This is a genomic window from Pseudomonas sp. IB20 (genome assembly GCF_009707325.1).
Classification (GTDB): domain Bacteria; phylum Pseudomonadota; class Gammaproteobacteria; order Pseudomonadales; family Pseudomonadaceae; genus Aquipseudomonas.
The window spans coordinates 2040500-2063176 of the sequence record NZ_CP046103.1 but is presented as its reverse complement, the minus strand read 5'-3'; the positions used below and the strand labels follow the sequence as shown (position 1 = coordinate 2063176).

The window sequence follows — 22677 nt, the reverse complement described above, 5'->3', positions numbered from 1 at the left end:
TTAAGCGCCCTCTGGTTGAAAGATCAGATCACCGTCGATCTCTACGATCTGTCCGCCCAGAAACGCACCGAGAGCGCCAGCTGCATTACCCGCTGCATACCCTCCCGCAGCACCGCCGATCACTGCGCAGGCCAGCGCACCGTTTCCTTTAGCCGCGATGCCCAAAAAAACCTCACAGCCGCGACGGGCTAAGTTCGCCCCCAGCTTCCCTCCCCCATAAGCCCCCGCCACGCCGCCCATCAACTTCCCTGTCTCCACGTACTTCGCCCGCCGACACTGCGCCTCCCGCCCCTGCACACACGCCTCCTTGATCTCCAACCCTCCCACGCCCACGTCCAGTACCAACCCGACATACGTCCCCTTCCCCAACCACTTCGACATCTGCGCAATGTTCCGTATCCGCTGCGCGTACCCGGCGATTTCACCCTTATGCAGATAGCTCTTGGTTGAAATCCCCAACACCTTCTTCAGCGCCTGATTGGCTCCCAGCCCCGTGCCAAATCGCGCCGCACCTTGCAATTGGGTGTCCAGCACGCCAAACAACGCCTTGCGCTGGCGAAAAAACGCCTCACGGTCCAAACCACCGTTTTTCAGGCGCTGATGCAGCCGCTCAATCGCTTCCAGCGTATGCGCCACCTCATCCAGGTGCCGCGCCCACGCCGATGTCGCGCTGCCCACACCCAACGAGCCGTACCCCAGAAAGCTTTGCAGCAGGTCATAATTGTTGACCACTTGGGTGCCGGCGCCAGTGCCCAGCTCCCGACGAATCGCCTCGGCCTGGCGCATCAGCCAGGCCTCTTCGATCGAACAGGTCACGCTGTAGAGATCGGGGACAATCACCAACTGCCCCGACGTCACCAGCCCATGACGCAGGTGCCGGTTCAGCACGTCGAAATGATCAGACCGTTGCCGACTCGGGGCACAGCCCATCAACCGGAACTTCAAACTTTGGTAGTCCGCCGTGCGTTCATTGATATAGCCCTGCGCCATGCCTCACATCCCTGGATGCAATGAAGATGGCGTCGAAATATAAGCAAGCGAATACGCCCCGGACACAAGCACCGGAGGGCTGAGTAACATTTGGGAAGTTGCCTACATCGCAAGGAAGAAGCGCCTACAAAAAAGCCGTTCACCACAACAACTTTAGAGCCTTGGAGTTTTGTATAGCGCCCACACGCTCAGATCGTTCCCACGCTCCCGCGTGGGAATGCCTCCCGGGACGATCTGATTAGTGGCATTGGGTCATGGTTTGTAAAGGGCCAGCAGGGCGTGTCGCTTTAAATTGCAGGACGTTTCCTAGACAATCTCTGCCGCCTTGTGCCTGTTGGAATCGATGGCTAGTCTGCGATCCGTCACTGCTTATCAGTGATCGGGTTTAGTCGCTCGGGTCTTACATGGTGCATGGTCCTCCATGAAGTTTTATGGTGGCTGTGCGTAGGGCACCTTCGGGTGCGCCGGTTTTCCATGTGACCGGTCGACTAACCTGCGTACAGCCGCCACCCAACGTTTAGTCGCGACGGGTGTCAGCTCCAACCATGTGGAGTTACACCATGAAAAAAGTCGTCCCCGATCCACCCCGCAACACCATTAAAGACCGCGCCGCCTTCAACCGCGCCATCGACCATTACCTGCCGACCCAAGGTGTTCAAATCGAAGACCTGAGCTTCGAAGACGCCCTGCTCTACACTTCCAGCTTGCTCGACAGCGCTTCGGCCACGACACTCAACTGCAGTGAGCAACTGCCTAACCCCGAGCGGGCGAAGATTCTGGCGGTGTGGCATTTGCTGGAAATGGCCAAGACCACCGTGGACCGCTCTATCGAGTGCCTGAACCCCGCAAAAACGCCGGCCTGAACACGGTAAAAACTGTGGGAGCTGGCTTGCCAGCTCCCACAGTGAGTTCACACCGGACGGCTCTCCCAAACAGCCACTAGGATTTAAACCGATCAGGCAAATATTCCTGCCTCTCCATCTCTCTCACGACATCCGTCACCCCGGAAAGAAAGTAAGACAGCTCTAGCTTCGATTCACACACGGTCATCTCGGCATCCGACGTTCCAAACGCCACATCTCTAGATCCCTCTATATGGCACTGAGCCACTAATTGGCGGCGATAATAGGGTGGCGAAATGATGGCGTCAATTAAATGTACGCATCTGTATCAGTTCTGATGCATTGATTCGCTGCGTATTACGTTGATCAGGAGGCGGCGACGTAGCTTTTTTTAATACGGATATTGCCCAGCAGAACTAAAAGTCCATAATGGACAAATTAGTTTATTTGCAGAGATCGCCATGTCCAGCACGCCCCACGTGATCAACCAAGCCCAGGCTCGCGAATTACTCGCCCAGATCGATGTGCCTCACATCCTGCGCAAGCTGTTTCGCGACCTGGCCGCAGGGCTTGCAGTGCAACCGGCGCAACAGTGGGTGGCGTTCCCGCAGGGCGCCGGCGACTTTATCAACTACCTGGGCGTGCTGGCCGAAGACGGGGTTTACGGGGTCAAGACCTCGCCGTACATCGTGCGCGAGCAAGGCCCGCTGGTGACGGCATGGACGCTGTTGATGTCGATGCGCACCGGCCAGCCCTTGTTGCTCTGCGATGCGGCTGAGTTGACCACCGCGCGCACCGCCGCCACCACAGCATTGGCGGTGGACGCCCTGGCACCGGTGGCAGCACGGCGCCTGGCGATTATCGGCAGCGGCAAGGTTGCCCAGGCGCATCTGCGTTATGTGCAGAACCTGCGCGACTGGCAGCACATCAGCCTGTATTCGCCCAGCCTGAGCCGAGCAAATGCCGAGACCCTCGCCCACCTCAAAGGCCTGGACCCACGCCTGACCCTCGCCCAGACCCGTGATGCCGCCCTGGACGACGCTGACGTCATCCTGCTCTGCACCTCCTCGGCAGGCCCGGTGATCGACCCGACACGCTTGCGCAAACCCGCACTGATCACCTCCATCAGCACCAATGCCCCGCGCGCCCATGAAGTGCCGCCTGCGAGCCTCGAGCACATGCACGTGTTCTGCGACTATCGCCAGACCACCCCGGGCGCAGCCGGTGAGATGCTGATCGCCAGTGAACGCCACGGCTGGGACAAGCGCGCCATCGTCGGCGACCTGCCCGAATTACTCAGCGACATGGCGCAGCGCCCGGACTACGACCGCCATGTGTTTTTCCGCTCGATCGGCCTGGGCCTGGAAGACATTGCGCTGGCCAATGCCCTGTACCAAATCCAGCGCTAAGCGCTTTAAGGAGACGTTTATGAGCCATGCAGATTTCATCATCATCGGCGGCGGCATTGCTGGCGCGTCCACAGGTTTCTGGCTCTCGCAGCATGGCAAAGTGCTGGTGCTGGAGCGCGAAAACCACCCGGCCTATCACTCCACCGGGCGTTCGGCGGCGCTCTATACGGCAGCTTATGGCACCCCGCAAGTGCGCGCGCTGACCCTCGCCAGCCGCGAGTTCTTCGACAACCCACCCGCAGGCTTCTGTGAGCACCCGCTGCTGACGCCGCGCGGCGAAATGACCGTGGATTTCAGCGGCGACCCAGCGGAGTTGGAGAGCCAATACCTGAGCGCCAAGGCCACCGTGTCGCAGGTCGAGCGGCTGAGTGCCGACGAGGCCTGCGCGCGGTTGCCGATCCTGCGCCGTGAAAAAGTCCATGGCGCAATCTTCGACCCCACCGCCAGCGACATCGACACCGACGCTCTGCACCAGGGTTATTTACGCGGTATCCGGCGTAACCAAAGCGAAGTGCGCACCGACAGCCACGTGCTCGGTTTGAACCGTGACGCCGACGGCCTGTGGCATGTGAGCACCCAGGATGCGACGTACACCGCGCCGATCATCATCAACGCCGCCGGCGCGTGGGCCGACCATATCGGCGGGCTGGCTGGCGCGGCGTCCATCGGCCTGCAACCCAAGCGCCGTTCGGCGTTTATCTTCGCCGGGCCCGAAGGCGTGGACACCCATCATTGGCCGATGCTGGTGGCCCTCGACGAAGCCTTCTACATGAAGCCCGATGCCGGCATGTTCCTGGGCTCACCGGCCAACGCCGACCCGGTTGAACCGCAAGATGTGCAGCCCGAAGAACTCGACATCGCCATGGGCATCTATCAGATCGAAGAAGCCACCACCTTGACCATCCGCCGCCCGACGCGGACCTGGGCCGGCCTGCGCAGTTTTGTGCACGACGGTGATTTGCTCTCGGGCTTCGATCCGCAGGTGCCCGGGTTGTTCTGGGTGGCGGCACAAGGCGGCTATGGCATCCAGACATCACCGGCCATGGGCCAGGCGAGCGCAGCCCTGGTGCGCGGCGCGCCGCTGCCGGAGCCGTTGACGCGATTCGGCCTGGACGCTGGTATGCTCTCGCCCGTCCGCCTGGAGCCGCATTAATGAACACCGCCGAACACGACAAGGTCATGCAGAACTTCCGCGCGATTGCCGATGCGATCGCCACGTTGTTCTTTCCCCACGCGGAAGTGGTGCTGCATGACCTGCGCACGCAAAAAGTCGATTACATCGCCAATAACCTGTCCAAACGCGCCCTCGGTGACGACTCATCGTTGGAGGACATGCTCAGCGATGACGTCAGCGAAGTGAATATCGGCCCGTACGAAAAGCTCAATTGGGACGGTCAGAAAATTCGCAGCCTGAGCACCGTGCTCCACGACCACAAAGGTCACCGGCTGGCGGTGCTGTGCATCAACCTGAATATCTCGCTGTTCGAAAATGCCAAGGCGGCGTTGGATCTGTTCCTGTCGCCAAGCAAGCTGATCCCGCAACCGGACTCGCTGTTTCGTGATGACTGGCAGGAACGGATCAACACCTTCTTGCATGCGTGGATGCGCGAGCGTCAGTTGAGCCTGAACCTGCTGACCCGCGACCATAAGCGCGAACTGGTGTTGGCGTTGCATGCCGAAGGCGCGTTCAAGGGCAAGAGCGCTTCGAACTATGTGGCGAATGTGCTGGGGATGGGGCGGGCGACGGTTTACAAGCACCTTAAGGAATTGAAGGGCTGAGCAGATAATCTTCGAAACACCACCGGTCAACTGTGGGAGCTCACAGTCAGTCGCCGTAGATATCCGACTTGAAGTACTTCTGTGAAATCTTCTGGTACTCACCACTGGCGCGGATGCCGTCGATGGCGGCATTCAACTCGCTGACCAACGCGGTATTGCCTTTGCGCACCGCAATCCCAGCGCCCTCGCCCACGTATTTGGGGTCCTTGAGTTCCGGGCCGACGAAGGCGTAGCCCTTGCCGCGCGGCATGTTCAGGAAGTCACTCAGCGGGATGGTGTCGGCAAAGATCGCGTCCAGGCGCCCCGACGCCAGGTCCATGTAGATCTCTTCGTTGTTGCTGTAGCGCTTGACCTTGATGCCCTTGGGCTCGAACACCTCGGTGGCATAACGGTCGGTGGTCGTGGCGCGTTGCACGCCGATGGTTTTGCCTTTGAGGCTGGCGTACTGGTCATCCACCACCGCACCGTCCTTCATCACCAAGCGCGAGGAGGTGAAGTAATACTTGTGGCTGAAGTCCACCGACTTCTTGCGGTCTTCGTTGATGGTCATGGACGACAGGGCCATGTCGATTTTCTTCACCTTGAGGGAAGGAATCAGGCCGTCGAACTCACCTTCCACCCACACGCACTTGGCTTTCATCTGCGCGCACAGGGCGTTGCCGATGTCGTAGTCGAACCCCTCGATCTTGCCCTCTTGCGTCTTGGACGCGAACGGCGGGTACGCCGCCTCGATGCCGATACGCAGGGGTTTGTCGGCCGCCAGCACATGGCTGGAAGCAATCAGGCTCAGGGCCAGAGCGGTGATAAGCGTGCGTTTCTTCATGATCGTTGTCTCGCAAGTTGTTGTTGGTTTGGCAAGAAGTGAAGAAAGAAAGGAGCCGGCGGAAGATTTTATGTACTTATAATTCCATATTGGACTTTTGTGTATTGCTCGTCAATCCGCCTGATTCATCCACGCCAGCGCCATAAAACCTCCCATGAAGCTCCATACCTGTTGGCCAGACTGGGCGCCCATAGACGGCGTTAAAGGCTTGAGGTTTTATGTTTCGAACCATAACGGCGAGCATCCTGATGATCCGCTGCCCATCTCCATCGTCCCTCCACAAAACCTCCCATAAAAGCGCACGTTTGTTGCGCACAATGCACCGACCACGGTCGAATGGCATCACCCAAAGGCTATGATCAACATTCGAACACGGCAACGGACGGCAGCCAAGACACGGCAGATAACCGCGAGCACAGGGATGGGACGGCGCGCGACCAATTCACCGAGCAGACCATGAATGATTTTCCCGTTGCATCGATGCCCCGACCGGACAACGCCCGCGAAACTCAGGCGCTGGTACTGATTGCGGAAGACGAGCCCGAGATCGCCGACATCCTGATTGCTTATCTCAAACGCAGCGGTTTTCGCACCGCCCACGCACTCGATGGCCGGCACGCCTTAGAAATGCACCTGGCACTCAAGCCGGACCTGCTGTTGCTGGACGTGTTGATGCCTCACGTGGATGGCTGGCAGGTACTCGCCGAAGTGCGCCATCGCGGCAATACGCCGGTGATCATGCTGACGGCGCAGGATCAGGACATGGACAAGCTGATGGGCCTGCGCATCGGGGCCGACGACTACATCGTCAAACCGTTCAACCCGGCAGAGGTGGTGGCCCGCACCCAGGCGGTGCTGCGCCGCTCCCTCGATTACAGCTACCGCGCCTGCCCCACAGTGTTGCGGGTGGATGCGTTTGATATCGACCTGGAAAGCTATGAAGTCACGGTGACTGTCGCCGGTAAAAAAGTGCCGCTGGCCTTGACCGTCACCGAGTTCCGCTTGCTGGCCCAGTTGGCCAAGGCGCCGAAACGGGTGTTTACCCGCGCCGAACTGCTGGCCCAATGCTCCCCGGAAAGTGACAGCCTGGAACGCACGGTCGACAGCCACATCAGCAAACTGCGCCGCAAGATCGAAGACCTCGGGTTGCAGGGCGTGCCCACCAGCATTCGGGGCGTCGGCTACCGCTTTGGAAGTGCCTCGTGAAGATGTTTAACGGCTTGAGCCGTCAGATCATCCTGTCGATGTCCGTTGTGGTGTTGTGCGTGATCGCGTTGGCGGTGATTGGCTCATACATTTTCTACGCGTTGCTTTGGACGTACTGGCCGCTCACCGATGACGAAGTGGATCAGTGGCTGCCGGCCAGTGCCGAGTGGATATGGATGGGCTTGACCACGTGCGTGAGCTTGGCGGTGGGTTCGATCGTGGCGCTGAAATTATCTCGGCGGATCCTGATGCCCTTGAACTCGGTGGCCGAGAACCTGCGCAAACTGGCGGACGGCGACTTGGATGTGCAAGCCGTGGCCGGCGACCAATCCATTGGTGAGGCGGCCATTCTGGTGGATGACTTCAATAGCATGGCCAAACGCTTGCAGCGTATGGCACAGGAGCAGGCGTTCTGGAATGCAGCGATTGCCCACGAACTGCGCACGCCTCTGACCATCCTGCGCGGGCGCCTGCAGGGCTTGGCCGAAGGCGTGTTCGAGCCCGACACCGCGCAGTTCTACAGCCTGCTGGGCCAAGTGGAAGGCTTGACCCGCGTGATCGAGGATTTGCGCGTCGTCGGCCTGGCCGACAGTGGCTACCTGGAACTCAACCTGCAGGAAGCCGACCTGGCCACGGGGATTGAAGAAGATGTGCGGCTGTTCGAACCGAGCCTGGCGGACGCAGGGTTTGTGCTGCAGCTGGACATGCAACGCCGCACGATGCGCTGCGACCCGGCCAGGATCCGCCAGGCCTTGTTGGCGCTGCTGGACAATATCCGCCGGCACGCGACACCGGGCAACGTCGTCGTGCATTTGAGTACCCGCGATTCAATCAATTACCTGCGCGTGCGCGATGACGGCCCCGGCATTGACGAGGGTTTCGCCAAGCACATATTCGAGGCCTTCCAACGCGGTGAACACTCCCGCTCCCGTGCCCAGGGTGGCAGCGGCCTGGGCCTGGCGGTGGTACGCGCGATTGCCCTCGCCCATGGTGGGGCCGTGACCTGCCGACGGATGGAAAACGGCGGAACGCTGTTCGAACTCAGCTGGCACGCTTGATTTAACCAGGGACTGCGATGCGTATTTTTTCCTGGGGGTTCACGCGAACCGCCCGCTATCGACACTTTGCCTTGTTGGATACCCACGGCGTTTGCAGGGCGTTCAAGAGCTGTGGTGAAAAACCTGCCGGTGAGCACTGGGTAGAAGTTGAACACGTGAACTTGGCCTGGCTGGGAAGCACGCTGCCCAGCCGCGCGTCTAAGCAACACTTCGCTAACGCGTACTTATCAACCCTTGAAGACGCACTGAGACTGCACACCTTGCGCCTCAAGAAACTACAGCGCTTCTGGATCCCGCTGCAGCAACGCGCGCCCAAATGGGTGTTGGCGTTGTGGGTGGTGGGCGTCTGCGTGTCCGTAACGACCCAGTGCTACTGCCACTGGCTGGTGACCGCCCCGATGATTTGTGGGTTGATCGTGGCGGAAATCATCATCGACGAAACGCAAATGACACTACTGCTGCGTGCGGATGCCACCCGTGACTTGCTCAAAGAGGCGCGGGAAAGCTGTCTGTATTAGCGGAGTAAATTGCCGTTTTCGGCAACGCCTTTACGACCTCTACAGTCCAACGTGAGCAAGCGCCCTCGCCACAGGTTACGGCTACTGACAGCCGATCCGGCTCGGCAACTGGCCCTGCTTCGACTTCAACGCGGCCTGCACCGGTTGCGGCAAGTTGCTCCAAAACGTCAGCCCTGAGCGCGCCTCGATCTGGTTCACCGTCACTTGGTAGTCGCAAAAATTCGCGTCCTTGGGCGTCTCCTGGTTCATCACAACGGGCGTAAACCGTTTTCAGGTGACTGCCGACAAGATATTTCCAGTACCGCTGGGATGGTGTGCACCTTGTTAGTACCCGGCAGCGTGCCGACAAAATGTTCATACAGCGGCCCGGTGGTGACGTACACCTGGTCAATGCCGGCAGCTTTGCTCAGGTTGCGCTCCTGATCTTCAAGGTGCGCCCAAGGCCCCTGGTTGAGATCGGCCTTCTGCGGGGTGATGTTCGACAGGTAGTTGAGCGTGTGCCAATCAGCAACGCCCGCCATCGACGCGAGGTTGGTCTGATGGCCGCGGTCGACTTTGAGCGCGACATTCGCGCCGTTGTAATCCACTGGGTCGAGGGTTTCGCCTTGCGGGATATCCGGGTCGGTCTTCCAGTCACGGGGGCGACCGCTGGCCGGTGTGTCCTTGGTAATTCTGTACGCCACCCAGTTGGCAAACTTGGTCGAGCCATTGTTGTTCAGCGTGTACGCCTGGCGGTTCAACGTCAGCGGGCTGCCGCCGCTGGGGCAACCCACCGAGCAGTTATCAAACGGCAGCACCGGCTCTAGTGGGGGCTGAACAGTGACAAGAGGTTCGCGGGTTCTATCGGGCGTGGTACAGGCGGCAAGCAACGGGATCAATAGATACGCCAGGTGCTTTAACTTCATACGTCCTTGCATGGTGTAGCTCCTTGAGGTGACAGCAATAAATGGCAAATCGACGGTTGCGATTCCTTCGCGAGTCGACATACACATTAAACCAGCACAAATGTTTCAATGTGAGGATAAGCGTTACCACTGGCTGGAAATAAGATGATCAACCCAATGAACACGACCCGGCACGGGCCTGTTAAAGAGTCAGCACCCGATGCTCGTCCGGTACCCTGAAGTGACCCAGCCCAAATACATTTTCTAGTCGTTCCGTAAAAACTACTTACCAGACTACTTAAACATACCGGATTACCCTGGATCCCAGTAGTTTCCCGCAGAAACGAAAAAAGACGCCTAAGCGTCTATTTCGTGGATCCCAGCGTCCAGTGGACATCTGTGAATCAAATTTTGGAGCGGGAAACGAGACTCGAACTCGCGACCCCGACCTTGGCAAGGTCGTGCTCTACCAACTGAGCTATTCCCGCGTCTTGGTGGTGCGCATTCTATAGAATTATCAGAACCCGTCAACCCCTTGATTCAAAAAAGTTTTATTTCTTTTCCACAGTGGTGCGCAGGTGAGGCCAGGCGGCACGCAAATACTGGAGCATGGACCACAACGTCAGGCCGGCGGCGATCAGCAGCAAGGCGTATCCCGTGAGTACCCAGAAGGAGAAGTCCGACGGGTTCGCCAGCAGGATCACCAGCGCGAGCATTTGCGCAGCGGTTTTCCATTTGCCCATGTTGGAGACGGCCACGTGGGCGCGGGCGCCAATTTCCGCCATCCATTCGCGCAGGGCCGAGACGACGATCTCGCGGCCGATGATCACGGCGGCCGGTAGGGTCAGCCACAGGTTGCCATGCTCCTGCACCAGCAGGACCAGGGCGACCGCTACCATCAGTTTGTCGGCCACCGGGTCCAGGAACGCGCCGAATGGCGTGCTCTGCTCCAGACGGCGGGCCAAGTAGCCGTCGAGCCAGTCGGTTGCGGCGGCGAAGGCAAACACTGAACTGGAGGCGGCATAGCTCCATTCGTACGGCAAATAGAACAACAAAATGAAAATCGGGATAAGCAGGACGCGTAGAACGGTGATCAGATTAGGGATATTCATCGGCACAACTGGCTACGAGGTGAGAAGGCATTCTATCGTGAGATTTGCATAAATCAACTCAGCGAGTTTTTTACTGATACCGGGGGCTTTGGCTATTTCGTCAATGCTGGCACGGGATAGCTCCTGCAAGCCACCAAAATGTTTAAGTAGGTCGCGACGACGGGTCGGACCAACGCCTGCCACCCCTTCCAGGGTTGAGGTTCGCCGGGTTTTACCGCGACGGGCGCGGTGGCCGGTAATGGCAAAGCGGTGGGCCTCGTCGCGGATCTGTTGAATCAGGTGCAGTGCAGGTGAGTCGCCCTTTAAAGTGAACTCATGGGCGGCATCATTCAAGTACAACGTCTCGAAACCGGCCTTGCGCGTGGCGCCCTTGGCCACGCCGAGCAGGATCAGGTCGGGCACCGCCAGCTCGTTAAGCACGTCACGGGCCATGGACAGCTGGCCCTTGCCGCCGTCCACCAGCAGGATATCCGGCAGCTTGCCCTCCCCGCCCTTCAATTTGCTAAAGCGCCGTGTGAGGGCCTGGTGCATGGCGGCGTAGTCATCGCCGGCGGTCACGCCTTCGATGTTGTAGCGCCGGTAATCGGATTTGATCGGCCCTTCCGGCCCGAACACCACGCAGGAGGCCACCGTGGCTTCACCGCTGGAGTGGCTGATGTCGTAGCACTCCAGACGCTGAGGTGGCTCGTCCAGGTTGAGGACTTCGGCCAAGGCGTCGAAGCGTGCAGCCACGTGCTGTCGATTCGCCAGACGCGCACTCAGGGCCTGTTCGGCATTCGTCACCGCCAGTTGCTGCCAGCGGGCACGGGTGCCGCGTACGCGGTGGCTGATGTCCAGCTCGCGGCCGCGCAGCTCGTGGATGGCCTCGATCAGCGTGGGGAAGTCTTCGTGCACCACGTTGACGATCAGCTCAGAGGGCAAGTCGCGCTCGGGGCTGCTGACATAGTACTGGCCCAGAAAGGCCGCCATGACTTCAGCCACCTCCTCATCGATGCCCGTCTGTGGGAAGAAGTTCTTGCTGCCCAGCACCCGGCCGCCACGCACGCTGATCAGGTGCACACAGGCGCCGCCCGGGTTGACGAACGCGGCGATCACATCGACATCGCCGGTACCGCCTTCCATGCTCTGCTGGTCCTGTACGCGGCGCAGCAGGGAGATCTGGTCACGCAACTCGGCGGCCCGCTCAAAATCCAAGGTGCTGGCGGCCTGCTCCATGGCGCCGGAGAGTTCGTCGGTGAGCGCATTGCTGCGCCCTTCGAGGAACATCACCGAATGGCGCACATCCTCGGCGTACTCCGCCGGTTCAACCAGGCCCACGCACGGCGCCTTGCAGCGCTTGATCTGGTATTGCAGGCACGGGCGCGTACGGTTCTTGTAGAAGCTGTCTTCGCACTGGCGCACAAAAAAGGTCTTTTGCAGCAGGCTCAAACTCTCCCGGATCGCGCCGGCGCTGGGATAAGGCCCGAAATACTTGCCTTTCTGCTTCTTCGCGCCACGGTGAATGCTCAGGCGCGGGAAGTTGCCATCGGATAAAAACACGTAAGGGTAGGATTTATCGTCGCGCAGCAGGATGTTATACGGCGGTCGCCATTCCTTGATCAGCGTCTGCTCAAGCAGCAGCGCCTCGGTTTCATTGGCGGTGATGGTGGTTTCGACTTGGGCGATACGCGCCACCAGCGCGGCCGTTTTCGGCGCCAGGCCGGTCTTGCGAAAGTAGCTCGCCAGACGGTTCTTCAGGTTCTTGGCTTTGCCCACGTAAAGCAGGCGTGCCTCGCTGTCGAACATGCGGTACACGCCGGGGCGGCCACTGCAGGTTGAGAGAAAGGCACTCGGATCAAACGGTGTGGTCATGTCAGGCGCTGGCGTCCACCATGCCGTGGCGCACCGCGAGCAGGGTCAATTCAACATCACTGCTGATGGCGAGCTTCTCGAAAATGCGATAGCGGTAGGTGTTCACGGTTTTTGGCGACAGGCACAGCTTGTCGGAGATCGTCTGGACCTTCTGGCAACCGACGATCATCAAGGCGATCTGGATTTCCCGCTCCGACAGCGCATCAAACGGCGAGTCACTGGTCGGCTGGAACGACTTGATAGCCAACTGCTGGGCAATCTGCGGGCTGATATAACGCTGGCCGGCAAACACCAGGCGAATGGCTTGCACCATCTCCGCCAGGCCTGCGCCCTTGGTCAGGTAACCCGCCGCCCCGGCCTGCAACAAGCGCGTGGGAAACGGGTCTTCCTCGCACACGGTCACCACCACGACTTTAATGTCCGGATGGCTGCGCAGTAATTTGGTAGTGGCACCAAGACCGCCGATCCCAGGCATCTTGACGTCCATCAAAACCACATCGGGTTTCAACTCCCGGGCCTTGATCAGGGATTCCTCCCCCGACTCGGCCTGACCGACTACTTGCAGGCCATCGATGTCAGCCAGCATTCGTGTAATGCCTGTACGAACGAGATCATGGTCATCGACTACTAGCACCCTAATCAAGCAGACACCTCGCGATATGGTCTTATAGGTTGCTGAACACCTTAGCAAAAAACCAAGGCGCAGACCTAGCTGCAAGCGTCATATATATAGAGTTTGCGCACGCTATCGGTGCCTGGCTTGCGCCAGACAGCCGATTTTACTGAGCAAAAGGTCAGCTTTGCGTGAGAGCCAACTTGTATTTTCCGTTCTGCGACACGGAGTGTTCCGCCAGTGTGGAGGTCAATCGGCGGATAGCGTCCTGATCTTCCTTGAACATCGCCCGGTAGTTTTCCAGGATTTTCTCTTCAAGCTGGCTCAGGTTTTCCAGCTGGATCGGCGTTGGGCTTCCCGTCAGTACATATAAAACATCTACACCACGCTGGGCCACGCGTGACAAGTAGTCCGCCTTGGGTGCGCGGCCACCGCTCTCATACTTGCCTTGGGCGTTTGCTTCAACGCCGCCGATTTCACCAAAAACTTTCTGTGACAGGCCAAGACGTTCTCTTTCCTGCCTTAAGCGCGAACCGATTCCACTCATTTGGATGTATGATCCTGTCTGGCACACCCCAAGAGGTGACACACTCATCTCGTTTTTAAACAAACTTGAACGGTTTTGAACTATGCCCGGTATTCGCACTGCTGCACAAGCCAAGGCTTGGTTGGACCATCAAGGAAAGTCAGTTCAAGCGTTCGCTCGTGAGCACGGCGTCGATCCCGCCACGACGTATCAAGTGCTCGCTGGGCGTAAAAAGGGACGGCGCGGGGAAGCCCATAAGGTGGCAGTCCTGCTGGGCATGAAAGAAGGGATTATCGTGGATGAGCCTGTTGCTCAACACCGCGACGCGCAAGCGGTTACCTGACGGCAGTATGCGCTTATTCATACAGCGTGCCTGTTTTAGTCCGATGGGGTTGCGTGACACTCGCGCTCCATGCGCCAGAAGCAACCCTCCTCCCCAACGATGCTCAAACCCTGGCGCTGATACAGCCTCCTCGCCGGGTTGGTCTTGAACACGGTCAAGCGTAAAAGGCCCAGCCCCTGCGCGCGCGCCTTGATGACCATCTGCTCCAGTACCCAACTGCCTGCGCCTTGCTTACGGCAGCTTTGCAGCAGGTGCAACTCGCGAATATAGAGCGCCTCGCTGTCACGGTTCACGCTGACAAACCCCATCACGCTCTCATCCTTGCAGATCAGCCAACTTTCCCGTCCCGCCCAGCCGGCGTCGAAGCCTCGGTCAGACCAGAACAACCCGTACTGCTGGTAATAACGGCCCATGGCCTCGAGGGTCAGCGTTCGCGCAAATGGCAGATCCTCGCTTGTCGCTGCGCGCAGGTGGAATGTCATTTACAACGCCACCACGTGGCCAGCCCAATGCCCGCCATCGGGGCGGGCAATGACTAACGCGTCGCCGATACCCGGCGCGGCGGCAAGTAAACCGCCGTCGGCAGCCCAAATGGCGCTGCGCCCCGCGCAGGCCCAGCCACCCGATGGGCCGCCATGATTGGCCATCAGCACCAGCAAGCCGTGCTCGGCGGCATAGCCTTGAAGCAGCGCACTGTCGGTGGCGTAACCGCCCTCGCTGATCAGCACACCGGCCGCGTACACATTGGCGCCCGCTTCAACCGCCTGACGCGGATGGCTGGCGTGGGAAAAGTCGGCACAGACTGCCAGCGCGATGCGGTTATCCCCGTATTCGAGGGCTGCGCCGCCCTGCCCCGCGATAAACGCCGCGTCTTCGCCCGGGTGCAAATGCTGCTTGGTATAGACCGCCAGCGAACCGTCCGCGCCCAACACCAGTGCGCCGATCAACACGCCCGTCTGCGGCGCCAAACGAATCGGCATCCCCACCACTGCCGTCAGCCGCAGCGCCCGCGCCATGTCGCGCAGGGGTGCGAGCAGTGCATCCTCGGGGGCAATCGCCAACCCGGCCGCCAGCGTCGGCTCATAGCCGGTCAGCGACAGTTCTGGAAACACCAGCAACTGCACGCCGTGCTCCGCCGCCGCGTGCATAAACGCCAGGTGCCGCAGGATATTGGCCGGCACGTCGCCGGCGACGGAAGTGGTTTGAGCAGCAGCAAGGGTCAAGGCAGTCATGGTCGCGTCCCAGCAATCATTATCTAAGTGTTACCAGCATATCGGCACTCGCCCCATAGCCGTAAGTACCTCACACGATAGAAATTACTGATTGAACCCACCCGTGTGCCTCTAGTAAGCTCCGCCCATCATTTGGAGAAATACCATGTTGCCACTCACCCCAACTCAGGTTTGCCCTGCTGCCAGCGCCTCGCGCTCGGTGTCGGCTACCCGCGTGAACGGTTCGAGCGCACTGGTCAGCTTTTATTTTGGGTATTGGTTTAGCCACTGGCGCGCCTGATACCTGAAATCGGCGCCCACTACTCAAGGGGTCGCCTACCAGAGAAATCTAACCCCCGGTCGGCTCCCCGACCGGGGGTTTTGTTTTTTCAGGCCTTAATCATTTTGCTTCACACCGACTACTAAAAGGACTCACGACATGAACTACGCCACCTATTACCGTTACGACACTTGCACTGCATGGCGATTTAGCAAGCTCCGTTCGGGACAGCCTGCCGCCTCCGATCGGTCACCTATTGGTGGCAAGCCAACACACGCAGCCAATACGGCCAATTGTCGAACACCCCAGTAGGGCAGAGCGTGCGGGAACAGCCCGCCGCTTGCCCAGGAAGCCTTGAATATGAACTCCTCCGTCGCCGCTTTGCCTGTTTGCACCCTTGCCAGCGCCAATGAAGCCCTGACCCAGCGCCTGCCCAGCTCCCTTGAGCTCAAGCACCAGTTGCCCCTCAGCCCGTTCCTCAACGAACAGATCCACGCTCATCGCCAAGCCGTGCGCGCCATTCTCAAGGGTGAAGATTCACGCTTGTTGGTGATTGTCGGCCCGTGCTCGATCCACGACCCGGAATCGGCCATGGAATACGCGCGCAACCTGAAGAAGCTGGCGCTGGAAGTCAGCGACCAGATGCTGCTGGTGATCCGCGCCTACGTTGAAAAACCACGCACCACCATCGGTTGGAAAGGCCTGGCCTACGACCCGCACCTGGATGGCAGCGATGACATGGCCGCAGGCCTCACGCTGTCGCGCGAGCTGATGCGCGAAATGCTGCGCCTGGGGCTGCCGGTCGCCACTGAGCTGCTGCAACCCATGGCCGCCGGCTACTTCGATGACCTGCTCAGTTGGGTCGCCATCGGCGCACGCACCACCGAGTCGCAGATCCACCGCGAAATGGCCAGCGGCCTGGGCATGCCCGTCGGCTTCAAGAACGGCACCGACGGCGGCGTGGCGATTGCCTGTGACGCAATGCGCTCGGCCTCGCACCCGCACCGCCACTTCGGCGTCGACAGCCAGGGCCACCCGGCGATCATCCAGACCCCGGGCAACCCCGACACGCACCTGGTGCTGCGCGGCGGTCACCGTGGGCCGAACTACGATGCGCAAAGCGTGGCGCAGGTGAAGCACGATTTGGCCAAGTCCAAAGTCGCGCCACGGATCATGGTCGATTGCAGCCACGCCAACAGCGGCAAGGACCCATTGCGTCAACCGGCCGTGTTCAACAACGTGCTGGAACAACGCCTGCAAGGCGACACCTCGCTGATCGGCATGATGCTCGAAAGTCATCTGTTCGAAGGTTGCCAGCCGCTGAGCGCGTCGATGAAATACGGCGTGTCGGTGACAGATGGCTGTCTGGGCTGGGACGGTACCGAGCAGCTGCTGCGCAGCGCGGCCGAGCGGTTGCGGGAACACCGCAGCGCTAACTGACTGGTTGAGATCAAATGTGGGAGCGCGCTTGCTCGCGAATGCGGTGGGTCATCACATAGGAAAGCGGATACAACGCCTCATCAAACTGCTCCAACCTCGGAAACACCAAGGGCTGCTCCTCCGCCAGCCCTTGTAACCGCCCCACGTACCCCAGCAAAAAATCGCGCCGTGCTTGATCACTGATATACGGCACATGCCACGCCACAAACGGCGCCAGCACTTCATACCCGACATACGCCAGCGTACCGCGCAGAATCGGCCGCAACATGTCCTCCAACGGCCCATGAATCGCGCCCTCGCCGAACATGTGCTCACGCCCGCCCAAGGTCACCGTAACCATCGCGCGCTTGCCCGCCAGCCCGCCCTGATCGTAGAAACGCTTGCCGCCGTAACACACGCCCGACACCAGCACCCGGTCGATCCAGCCCTTAAGCATCGCCGGCGCCGAGAACCAGAAAATCGGGAAGTTGAGGATCAGCAAATCGGCCCACAGCAACTTGTCCAACTCGCCCTGGATATCCGCCGCAATCGACTGCTTCTTCACACCCAGCCGCTGCTCCAGGGCATACACCAGATAGTCGGGATTCTCCCGCGTGGAAAAATCCGCCGCCGACGCCACTGGGTTCCACTGCATGGCGTACAAATCGCTGACTTGCACTTCGTGCCCCTGCCCTTGCAACGTGGCGATAGCCTGGTCGCGCAAGGCGGCGGTAAACGACTGCGGCTCAGGGTGAGCGTGAACAATCAAAACCTTCATGTGAACTCCTCAAACAGTGGGCGCTGCCCGTTGGGCCAGCAAGTGATCGAGCCAGTCCGGGTCCATTTCCGGCTCCGATGACACAGTCATTTTGTTGTTGTTTTCGCTCACGGTCTTGCTCCTCTAAAGATCAACAGGCACAGGCATGTTTCAGCTCGATCAAGGTCACGCCATTGCGTTTGAAGCCGTTGCGCAAGTCCGTCTGCAATTCATCCAGGTTCTTTGGCTGGTTCACGGTGCACCCGAACGCCTGGGCCAACAGCGCGAAGTCCGGGTTGCGCGGCAGCACGCCGATAGGCTCGATGTCCAGGCTGAGCATGTCGTCGCGGATCTGGCCGAGGGCGTCGTTGTTCCACAGCAGCACCACCAACGGGCTGTCCAGCTCCTCCACGGCGGTGGCCAGTTCCTGGGCGGTGTAGAGGAACCCGCCGTCGCCCACCAGCACCAGGCCCGGGCGCTGCGGTGCGCCGAACTTGGCGCCAATGCCGGCGGGCAGGCCGTAACCCAAGGTGCCGTAGCCGGTGGGGTGCAGCCAGCTGCGCGGGGCGCGGCTTGGGTAGGCGTAGTTGCCGGTGTAGGCCAGCTGGGTCATGTCGCTGCTGATGAAGGCGTTGGCCGGCAGTTCGGCCTGGATGCGGTCGAGAATGGCTTGGTGGATCGACTGCAATGGGCCGTGCCCCTGCTCAACGGCCTGCAGCAGCGCGGCGACTTTTTCGCTCGCGGCTTCAGGGTTGCGCGGCGTCGTTGGCAAGCGTGCAAGCAACGCCAGCACGGTGTGAACGGCATCACCGTGCAGCGCCACCGTGCAGGGGTAAAAATCATTGAATTTGCGTGGGTCGATATCCACTCGTAGCAGTTCGCCGTTAATCGGCAGGCGCTCGCGCCAATAATCGGTGTCGGCCATTTCCGTCCCCACCGCCAGCACCACATCTGCCTCGCTGATCAACTGCCAGCCGGGCTCGACGCAGAGGGTTGCACCGGCGTTCAGCGGGTCATCCATCGCCAGTAAACCCTTGCCCGCGACGCTGGTGAAAAACGGCGCCGCCAGTTGCCTGCTCAAACACTGCAAGGCCTCCCCCGCCGCCAGCGCACCACCGCCGGCAATGATCATCGGGCGCTTGGCCGAGGCGAGTTTCGCCGCCGCCTGATCCAGCACCTCGGCCGCTGGCAAACCACGCCCAGCACCGCGTACCACTTCATTACTCCAGTCCCTTTCGATCGGTGCCGCCAACACATCCAGCGGCACCGAAATATGCACCGGCCGTGGCCGCTCGCTGTCGAACACCGCGTAGGCACGGGCGACCAGCTCGGGTAAATCCTCGGTACTCAAGGCCACGGCCGAAAACGCAGTGATGGGCGCAGTGATCGAGCGCTGATCCTGAGTCTCATGCAGGATGCCCCAACCCATTCCGAGGCTGGCAATGTGATTGACACTGGAGATCACCAGCATCGGGATCGAGTCGGCATACGCCTGGCCGATGGCGGTAGCGGCGTTGGTCACACCGGGGCCGGTGATCACAAAGCACACGCCCGGTTTGCCGCTGACCCGCGCATAGCCGTCGGCCATAAACCCGGCGCCCTGTTCGTGGCGTGTGAGCACATGGCGAATGCCGCTGCCGGGCAAGCCGCGATACAGCTCCAGGGTATGCACGCCGGGAATGCCGAACACTGTGTCGACCCCATAGTTAGCCAGTAAGCGCACCAAGGCCTGGCCGCCCGTCATCGTTTTATCCTGCATAACCCTCTCCTAAACGAATCAACGCATCGACCGCCGTGGCGCCGCGGGCATTGACCAACAATGGGTTCACATCCAGTTCCAGCAACTGCTCAGCGTTGGCGCACGCGTAGTCGGCCACGGCGCGGATCGCCGCGACCAAGGCGTCCATATCCGCCACTTCACGCCCGCGAAAGCCTTGCAGCAAGGCGGCGCTGCGCAGGCTGAGCAAGGCGTTGCGAATCGCACCGTCGGTGGTCGGCAGCAACAGGCTACGGCTGTCCTTGAGCAATTCCACGAGGATGCCGCCAGCGCCCATCACCAACGCCAGGCCGAAGTCGTTCTCACGCTTGATGCCCACGATCAACTCGGCCAAAGGTGGCGCCGCCATGGACTCCAGCAACAATTGATCGAAGACCACACCCGGCGCGTGCACCGCAATTTTGCGCCGCATTTGCTCGAGCGCGGCCGTCAGGGCGAAGCCATCTTGCAGGTTCAACGCGACGGCACCGGCTTCGGTTTTATGCGGCAAGTCGGCGCTGACAGCCTTGAGCACTAACGGGTAGCCCAACAGCTTGGCATCCGCAATCGCCCGCCCCGGCGTACTCAAGACGCCGGCTGGGGTGCTCAGGCCAAAGGCGCGCAAGGCTTGTTTGGACGCCCACTCATCCAGAGCCTGGGCTTGGCCCCCAAGGGTCTTGGGGCAGAACGGCTCAAGGACCGACTCGCCGCGCTCGAGCAATACGCGACGATTGTTTTGGTAATCGGCAATCCGCCCCCACGCCGCCAGCGCATCCTCCACGCCTTGCAGCGCGGCAATGCCGTGGGCGTGCAGATGTTCGCGGGCGTGGCGCGGCAGTAACTCGGGAAAGGCCGAGGTGACAAAGCCGGTCTTGCCATGGCGGCTGAGTGCGTTGCAGAACAGCTCCAGCAGCACGTCGCATTCCTTGCGCTCGCCGGTAAATTCAGCCGGATAATCGAGCACCAGCATGGCCGCGTCCGCGTCAGTGCGCAGGGCCGTGTCGAGCATGCGGTTGAGCGCTTCGCGGTCGCCCCAGATGGCGGTGGTGAAGTCGAGCGGGTTGACCAAGTTGGCGTAGCTGGGCAGCACCTGTGCCAGCTCGCCGCGCTGGTCTTCATCCAGCTTTGGCAGGGCCAGATGGTTGCGCTCGGCGTAGTCAGCAATCAGCCCCGCGTCACCACCGGAGCAGGCCAACGCCATGAGGCGATTGCCCGCCGGCAGATTGCCGCACGCGGCCGCTTTCAGGGTTTCGACAAAACTCACCGGGCCGCTGACGCGGATTACCCCCAAGCGCGCAAACAGGCTGTCGTAGAGCGCATCGGAGCCCGAGAGCGAACTGGTGTGACTCAACGCCAGTTCGGCACCGATCTGCGACACGCCGGTTTTCAGCGCGATGATCGGGATGCCCTTTTCCAAAGCCTTGTGCGCCGCGCGAGCAAACCCCGGCACATTCTTCAGGCCTTCCAAGTGCAGGCCGATGGCGGTGACGCGCGGCTCATCGAGCAACACATCCATCAATTCGGCAACGCCCAGTTGCGCCTGGTTGCCCACCGACGCCATGTAGGCCACCGGCAACGAGCGGTCGCTCATCGACAGGTTGTAGGCGAAGTTGCCGCTCTGGGTCAGCACTGCCACGCCCTTCTCCACCGCTTTGCCGCCGTGGGCCACCGGCCATAGCGCCGAACTGTGAAGGTAATCGAGCAGGCCGTAGCAGTTGGGGCCGAGCAACGCCATGTCGCCTGCCGCCTTCAGTAACTGCTGTTGCAAAGCCGCGCCGCCAGCACCGGTTTCGGCAAACCCCGAGGCGTAGCAAATTGCGCCGCCGGTGCCGATGGCGGCGAGTTCCGTCACGCAGGTCAGCGTCAGCTCACGGTTGGTGGCGATAAACACCGCATCCGGGCCGCACGGTAAATCGGCGATGCGGCGCACACACGGGATACCGTCGAGGCTGTCGTGCTGCGGGTTGACCAGCCACAGCTGCCCGGCAAAACCGCCGTCGGCGCAGCGCTTGAGCGCGCGTGCCATGCTGCGCCCGCCGACGAAGGCCAAGTGCCGGGGCGCCAGCAGGCGTTTGAGGTTGTCGCGAATAGCCTGGGACATAAGCGTTCTCCGCGCCGATCAGCGCAACAGCGGCCGCAACAGTTCACGGGCAATGATGTGGCGCTGGATTTCCGAGGTGCCTTCCCAGATCCGCTCGATCCGTGCGTTACGCCAGATGCGCTCCACTGGCCCCTCGTCCATCAAGCCCATGCCACCGAAAATCTGCACGGCTTCATCGGCGACTTTGCCCAGGGTTTCACTGGCAAACAGCTTGGCCATGCCAGCCTCGCCGTCGGTCATGCTGCCTTGGTCCATCTTCCAGGCGGTGTGCAGGGTCAGCAGTTCGGCCGCGCGAATCTGCGTGGCCATGTCGGCCAGTTTGAAGCTCACGCCTTGGTAGGTACCGATGGGCTGGCCAAATTGCTTGCGGTCTGCCGCCCATTGCAGTGACACATCCAACGCGCGCTGGGCCTGGCCGACGCAGTTGGCGGCGACCATCACGCGCCCGGCGGTGAGCCAGGCGTTAGCGACATCCCAGCCTTTGCCGACCTCGCCGAGCACCTTGGACGCGGGCACGCGACAGTCGTCGAAGAACATTTCATAGGTGTGATAGCCACGGTTGCTCACGCACTTGGGGCCACGGCGGATCGTCATGCCGGGCGTGCCCCGATCAACCAGAAACGAGGTCACCGCGTTGCGCTGCCGGCCGTTGTGTTCATAGGTGTCGGTCACGGCAAAGACGATGGCAAAATCAGCGTGGCCGGCATGGCTGATGAAGTGCTTGCTGCCGTTGATCACGAAGTCATCGCCGCTGCGCACGGCGCGGGTCTTGATGGCGTTGGCGTCAGAACCGGCGCCCGGTTCGGTCAGGGCGAAACAGTCGATTTTCTGGCCCTGCACGCAGGGCAACAGGTAGTCGTCAATCTGTGCGCCGGTGCAGGCCATAAGGATTTTTGACGGTCGCGCGACGAACACGTGCAGTGCCCACGAGACCTTGGACAACTCCCGTTCGATCAGCGCCTGGGACAGGTAATCCAGGCCACCACCGCCGACTTCTTCGGGCATGTTGAAGGCATAGAAACCGGCGGCAATCGCCTTGTCGCGAATCTGTGCGGCAAGCTCGGTCGACACCTCATCGGCGCGGTCCACCGCCGCTTCATGGGGCAGCAATTCCTTGGCGACAAAACTGCGTACCGCGTCCACCAACATGTCTTGTTCTTGGCTGAGTTGGAAATTCATGGCGCTACCTGCTCGGGGGT

General features: G+C 60.6%; 21 protein-coding genes, 1 tRNA gene and 1 pseudogene. 9 read left to right on the top strand and 14 right to left on the bottom strand.

Translation table 11 applies throughout. From position 1 onward, the window contains the following. A complete protein-coding gene (locus GJU48_RS09670; protein WP_094951516.1) occupies positions 1–990 on the bottom strand; it encodes a hypothetical protein in 990 nt (329 codons plus the stop codon). A 560-nt stretch (positions 991–1550) separates the two neighbouring features. Here GJU48_RS09670 and GJU48_RS09665 point away from each other — a divergent pair. The 4 genes from GJU48_RS09665 to GJU48_RS09650 all read left to right on the top strand — a co-directional run bounded on the left by GJU48_RS09665 (position 1551) and on the right by GJU48_RS09650 (position 5020). Further along, positions 1551–1853, top strand: a complete 303-nt coding sequence (locus GJU48_RS09665; protein ID WP_094951517.1) for a DUF6124 family protein — start codon at positions 1551–1553, stop codon at positions 1851–1853. A gap of 440 nt (positions 1854–2293) precedes the next feature. Beyond that, a complete protein-coding gene (locus GJU48_RS09660) occupies positions 2294–3241 on the top strand; it encodes an ornithine cyclodeaminase family protein (protein WP_094952089.1) in 948 nt (315 codons plus the stop codon). Positions 3242–3260: 19 nt separating this feature from the next. After that, a complete protein-coding gene (locus GJU48_RS09655; RefSeq protein WP_094952088.1) occupies positions 3261–4394 on the top strand; it encodes an NAD(P)/FAD-dependent oxidoreductase in 1134 nt (377 codons plus the stop codon). Then, positions 4394–5020: a helix-turn-helix transcriptional regulator gene (locus tag GJU48_RS09650; RefSeq protein ID WP_094952087.1), complete on the top strand. Its 627-nt coding sequence runs from the start codon at positions 4394–4396 to the stop codon at positions 5018–5020. Before GJU48_RS09655 ends, GJU48_RS09650 begins: the two co-directional genes overlap by 1 nt. Before the next feature lie 46 nt (positions 5021–5066). Here GJU48_RS09650 and GJU48_RS09645 read toward each other — a convergent pair whose 3' ends face one another. Further along, positions 5067–5843 (bottom strand): ABC transporter substrate-binding protein, encoded by a 777-nt coding sequence (locus GJU48_RS09645; protein ID WP_094952086.1) that lies wholly within the window; start codon positions 5841–5843, stop codon positions 5067–5069. 456 nt (positions 5844–6299) lie between these two features. Here GJU48_RS09645 and GJU48_RS09640 point away from each other — a divergent pair, with 456 nt between their 5' ends. The 3 genes from GJU48_RS09640 to GJU48_RS09630 all read left to right on the top strand — a co-directional run bounded on the left by GJU48_RS09640 (position 6300) and on the right by GJU48_RS09630 (position 8625). Continuing rightward, entirely contained in the window at positions 6300–7049 is a 750-nt protein-coding gene (locus GJU48_RS09640; RefSeq protein WP_094952091.1) for a response regulator, read from the top strand. Next, entirely contained in the window at positions 7046–8107 is a 1062-nt protein-coding gene (locus GJU48_RS09635) for an ATP-binding protein (protein WP_094952085.1), read from the top strand. Before GJU48_RS09640 ends, GJU48_RS09635 begins: the two co-directional genes overlap by 4 nt. 182 nt (positions 8108–8289) lie before the next feature. Continuing rightward, positions 8290–8625: a hypothetical protein gene (locus GJU48_RS09630; protein WP_155296092.1), complete on the top strand. Its 336-nt coding sequence runs from the start codon at positions 8290–8292 to the stop codon at positions 8623–8625. An 81-nt stretch (positions 8626–8706) separates the two neighbouring features. Here the strand turns inward: GJU48_RS09630 and GJU48_RS09625 are convergent. From GJU48_RS09625 to GJU48_RS09600, 6 genes and pseudogenes are all read right to left on the bottom strand, one after another. After that, positions 8707–9542, bottom strand: a pseudogene (locus GJU48_RS09625) (DNA/RNA non-specific endonuclease). A gap of 379 nt (positions 9543–9921) precedes the next feature. Then, positions 9922–9997, bottom strand: a tRNA-Gly gene (locus GJU48_RS09620). A gap of 63 nt (positions 9998–10060) precedes the next feature. After that, on the bottom strand, positions 10061–10621 hold the full coding sequence (gene pgsA / locus GJU48_RS09615; protein WP_003232771.1) for a CDP-diacylglycerol--glycerol-3-phosphate 3-phosphatidyltransferase: 561 nt from the start codon (positions 10619–10621) through the stop codon (positions 10061–10063). 12 nt (positions 10622–10633) lie between these two features. Next, positions 10634–12472, bottom strand: a complete 1839-nt coding sequence (gene uvrC, locus GJU48_RS09610; RefSeq protein ID WP_155295970.1) for an excinuclease ABC subunit UvrC — start codon at positions 12470–12472, stop codon at positions 10634–10636. A 1-nt stretch (position 12473) separates the two neighbouring features. Beyond that, positions 12474–13115, bottom strand: coding sequence for a response regulator transcription factor GacA (gacA, locus tag GJU48_RS09605; protein ID WP_003190387.1), 642 nt, complete (start codon positions 13113–13115; stop codon positions 12474–12476). 151 nt (positions 13116–13266) lie between these two features. Continuing rightward, complete coding sequence (locus GJU48_RS09600; RefSeq protein ID WP_094953694.1) at positions 13267–13632, bottom strand: helix-turn-helix domain-containing protein; 366 nt, start codon at positions 13630–13632, stop codon at positions 13267–13269. A gap of 82 nt (positions 13633–13714) precedes the next feature. On the opposite strand from GJU48_RS09600, the gene GJU48_RS09595 reads away from it, so the two are divergent. Continuing rightward, positions 13715–13954: a DNA-binding protein gene (locus GJU48_RS09595; RefSeq protein ID WP_094953693.1), complete on the top strand. Its 240-nt coding sequence runs from the start codon at positions 13715–13717 to the stop codon at positions 13952–13954. Between the two features lie 35 nt (positions 13955–13989). Here the strand turns inward: GJU48_RS09595 and GJU48_RS09590 are convergent, their stop codons facing one another. Together GJU48_RS09590 and GJU48_RS09585 are read right to left on the bottom strand one after the other, a co-directional pair. Next, positions 13990–14436 carry a GNAT family N-acetyltransferase gene (locus GJU48_RS09590; protein WP_094953692.1) on the bottom strand — a complete coding sequence of 149 codons (447 nt, stop codon included), beginning with the start codon at positions 14434–14436 and terminating at the stop codon, positions 13990–13992. After that, positions 14437–15186 (bottom strand): carbon-nitrogen hydrolase family protein, encoded by a 750-nt coding sequence (locus GJU48_RS09585; protein ID WP_094953691.1) that lies wholly within the window; start codon positions 15184–15186, stop codon positions 14437–14439. Between the two features lie 619 nt (positions 15187–15805). On the opposite strand from GJU48_RS09585, the gene GJU48_RS09580 reads away from it, so the two are divergent. Continuing rightward, complete coding sequence (locus GJU48_RS09580) at positions 15806–16885, top strand: 3-deoxy-7-phosphoheptulonate synthase (RefSeq protein ID WP_094953690.1); 1080 nt, start codon at positions 15806–15808, stop codon at positions 16883–16885. A 10-nt stretch (positions 16886–16895) separates the two neighbouring features. On the opposite strand, the gene GJU48_RS09575 is transcribed toward GJU48_RS09580, so the two are convergent. From GJU48_RS09575 to GJU48_RS09560, 4 genes are all read right to left on the bottom strand, one after another. Further along, positions 16896–17642, bottom strand: coding sequence for an NAD(P)H-dependent oxidoreductase (locus GJU48_RS09575; protein ID WP_155295969.1), 747 nt, complete (start codon positions 17640–17642; stop codon positions 16896–16898). 130 nt (positions 17643–17772) lie between these two features. Next, on the bottom strand, positions 17773–19380 hold the full coding sequence (locus tag GJU48_RS09570; RefSeq protein ID WP_094952818.1) for a 5-guanidino-2-oxopentanoate decarboxylase: 1608 nt from the start codon (positions 19378–19380) through the stop codon (positions 17773–17775). Then, positions 19370–21478, bottom strand: a complete 2109-nt coding sequence (locus GJU48_RS09565) for an acetate--CoA ligase family protein (RefSeq protein ID WP_094952817.1) — start codon at positions 21476–21478, stop codon at positions 19370–19372. Before GJU48_RS09565 ends, GJU48_RS09570 begins: the two co-directional genes overlap by 11 nt. A gap of 18 nt (positions 21479–21496) precedes the next feature. Then, positions 21497–22657, bottom strand: coding sequence for an acyl-CoA dehydrogenase family protein (locus GJU48_RS09560; RefSeq protein WP_094952816.1), 1161 nt, complete (start codon positions 22655–22657; stop codon positions 21497–21499). Positions 22658–22677: the final 20 nt, after the last annotated feature.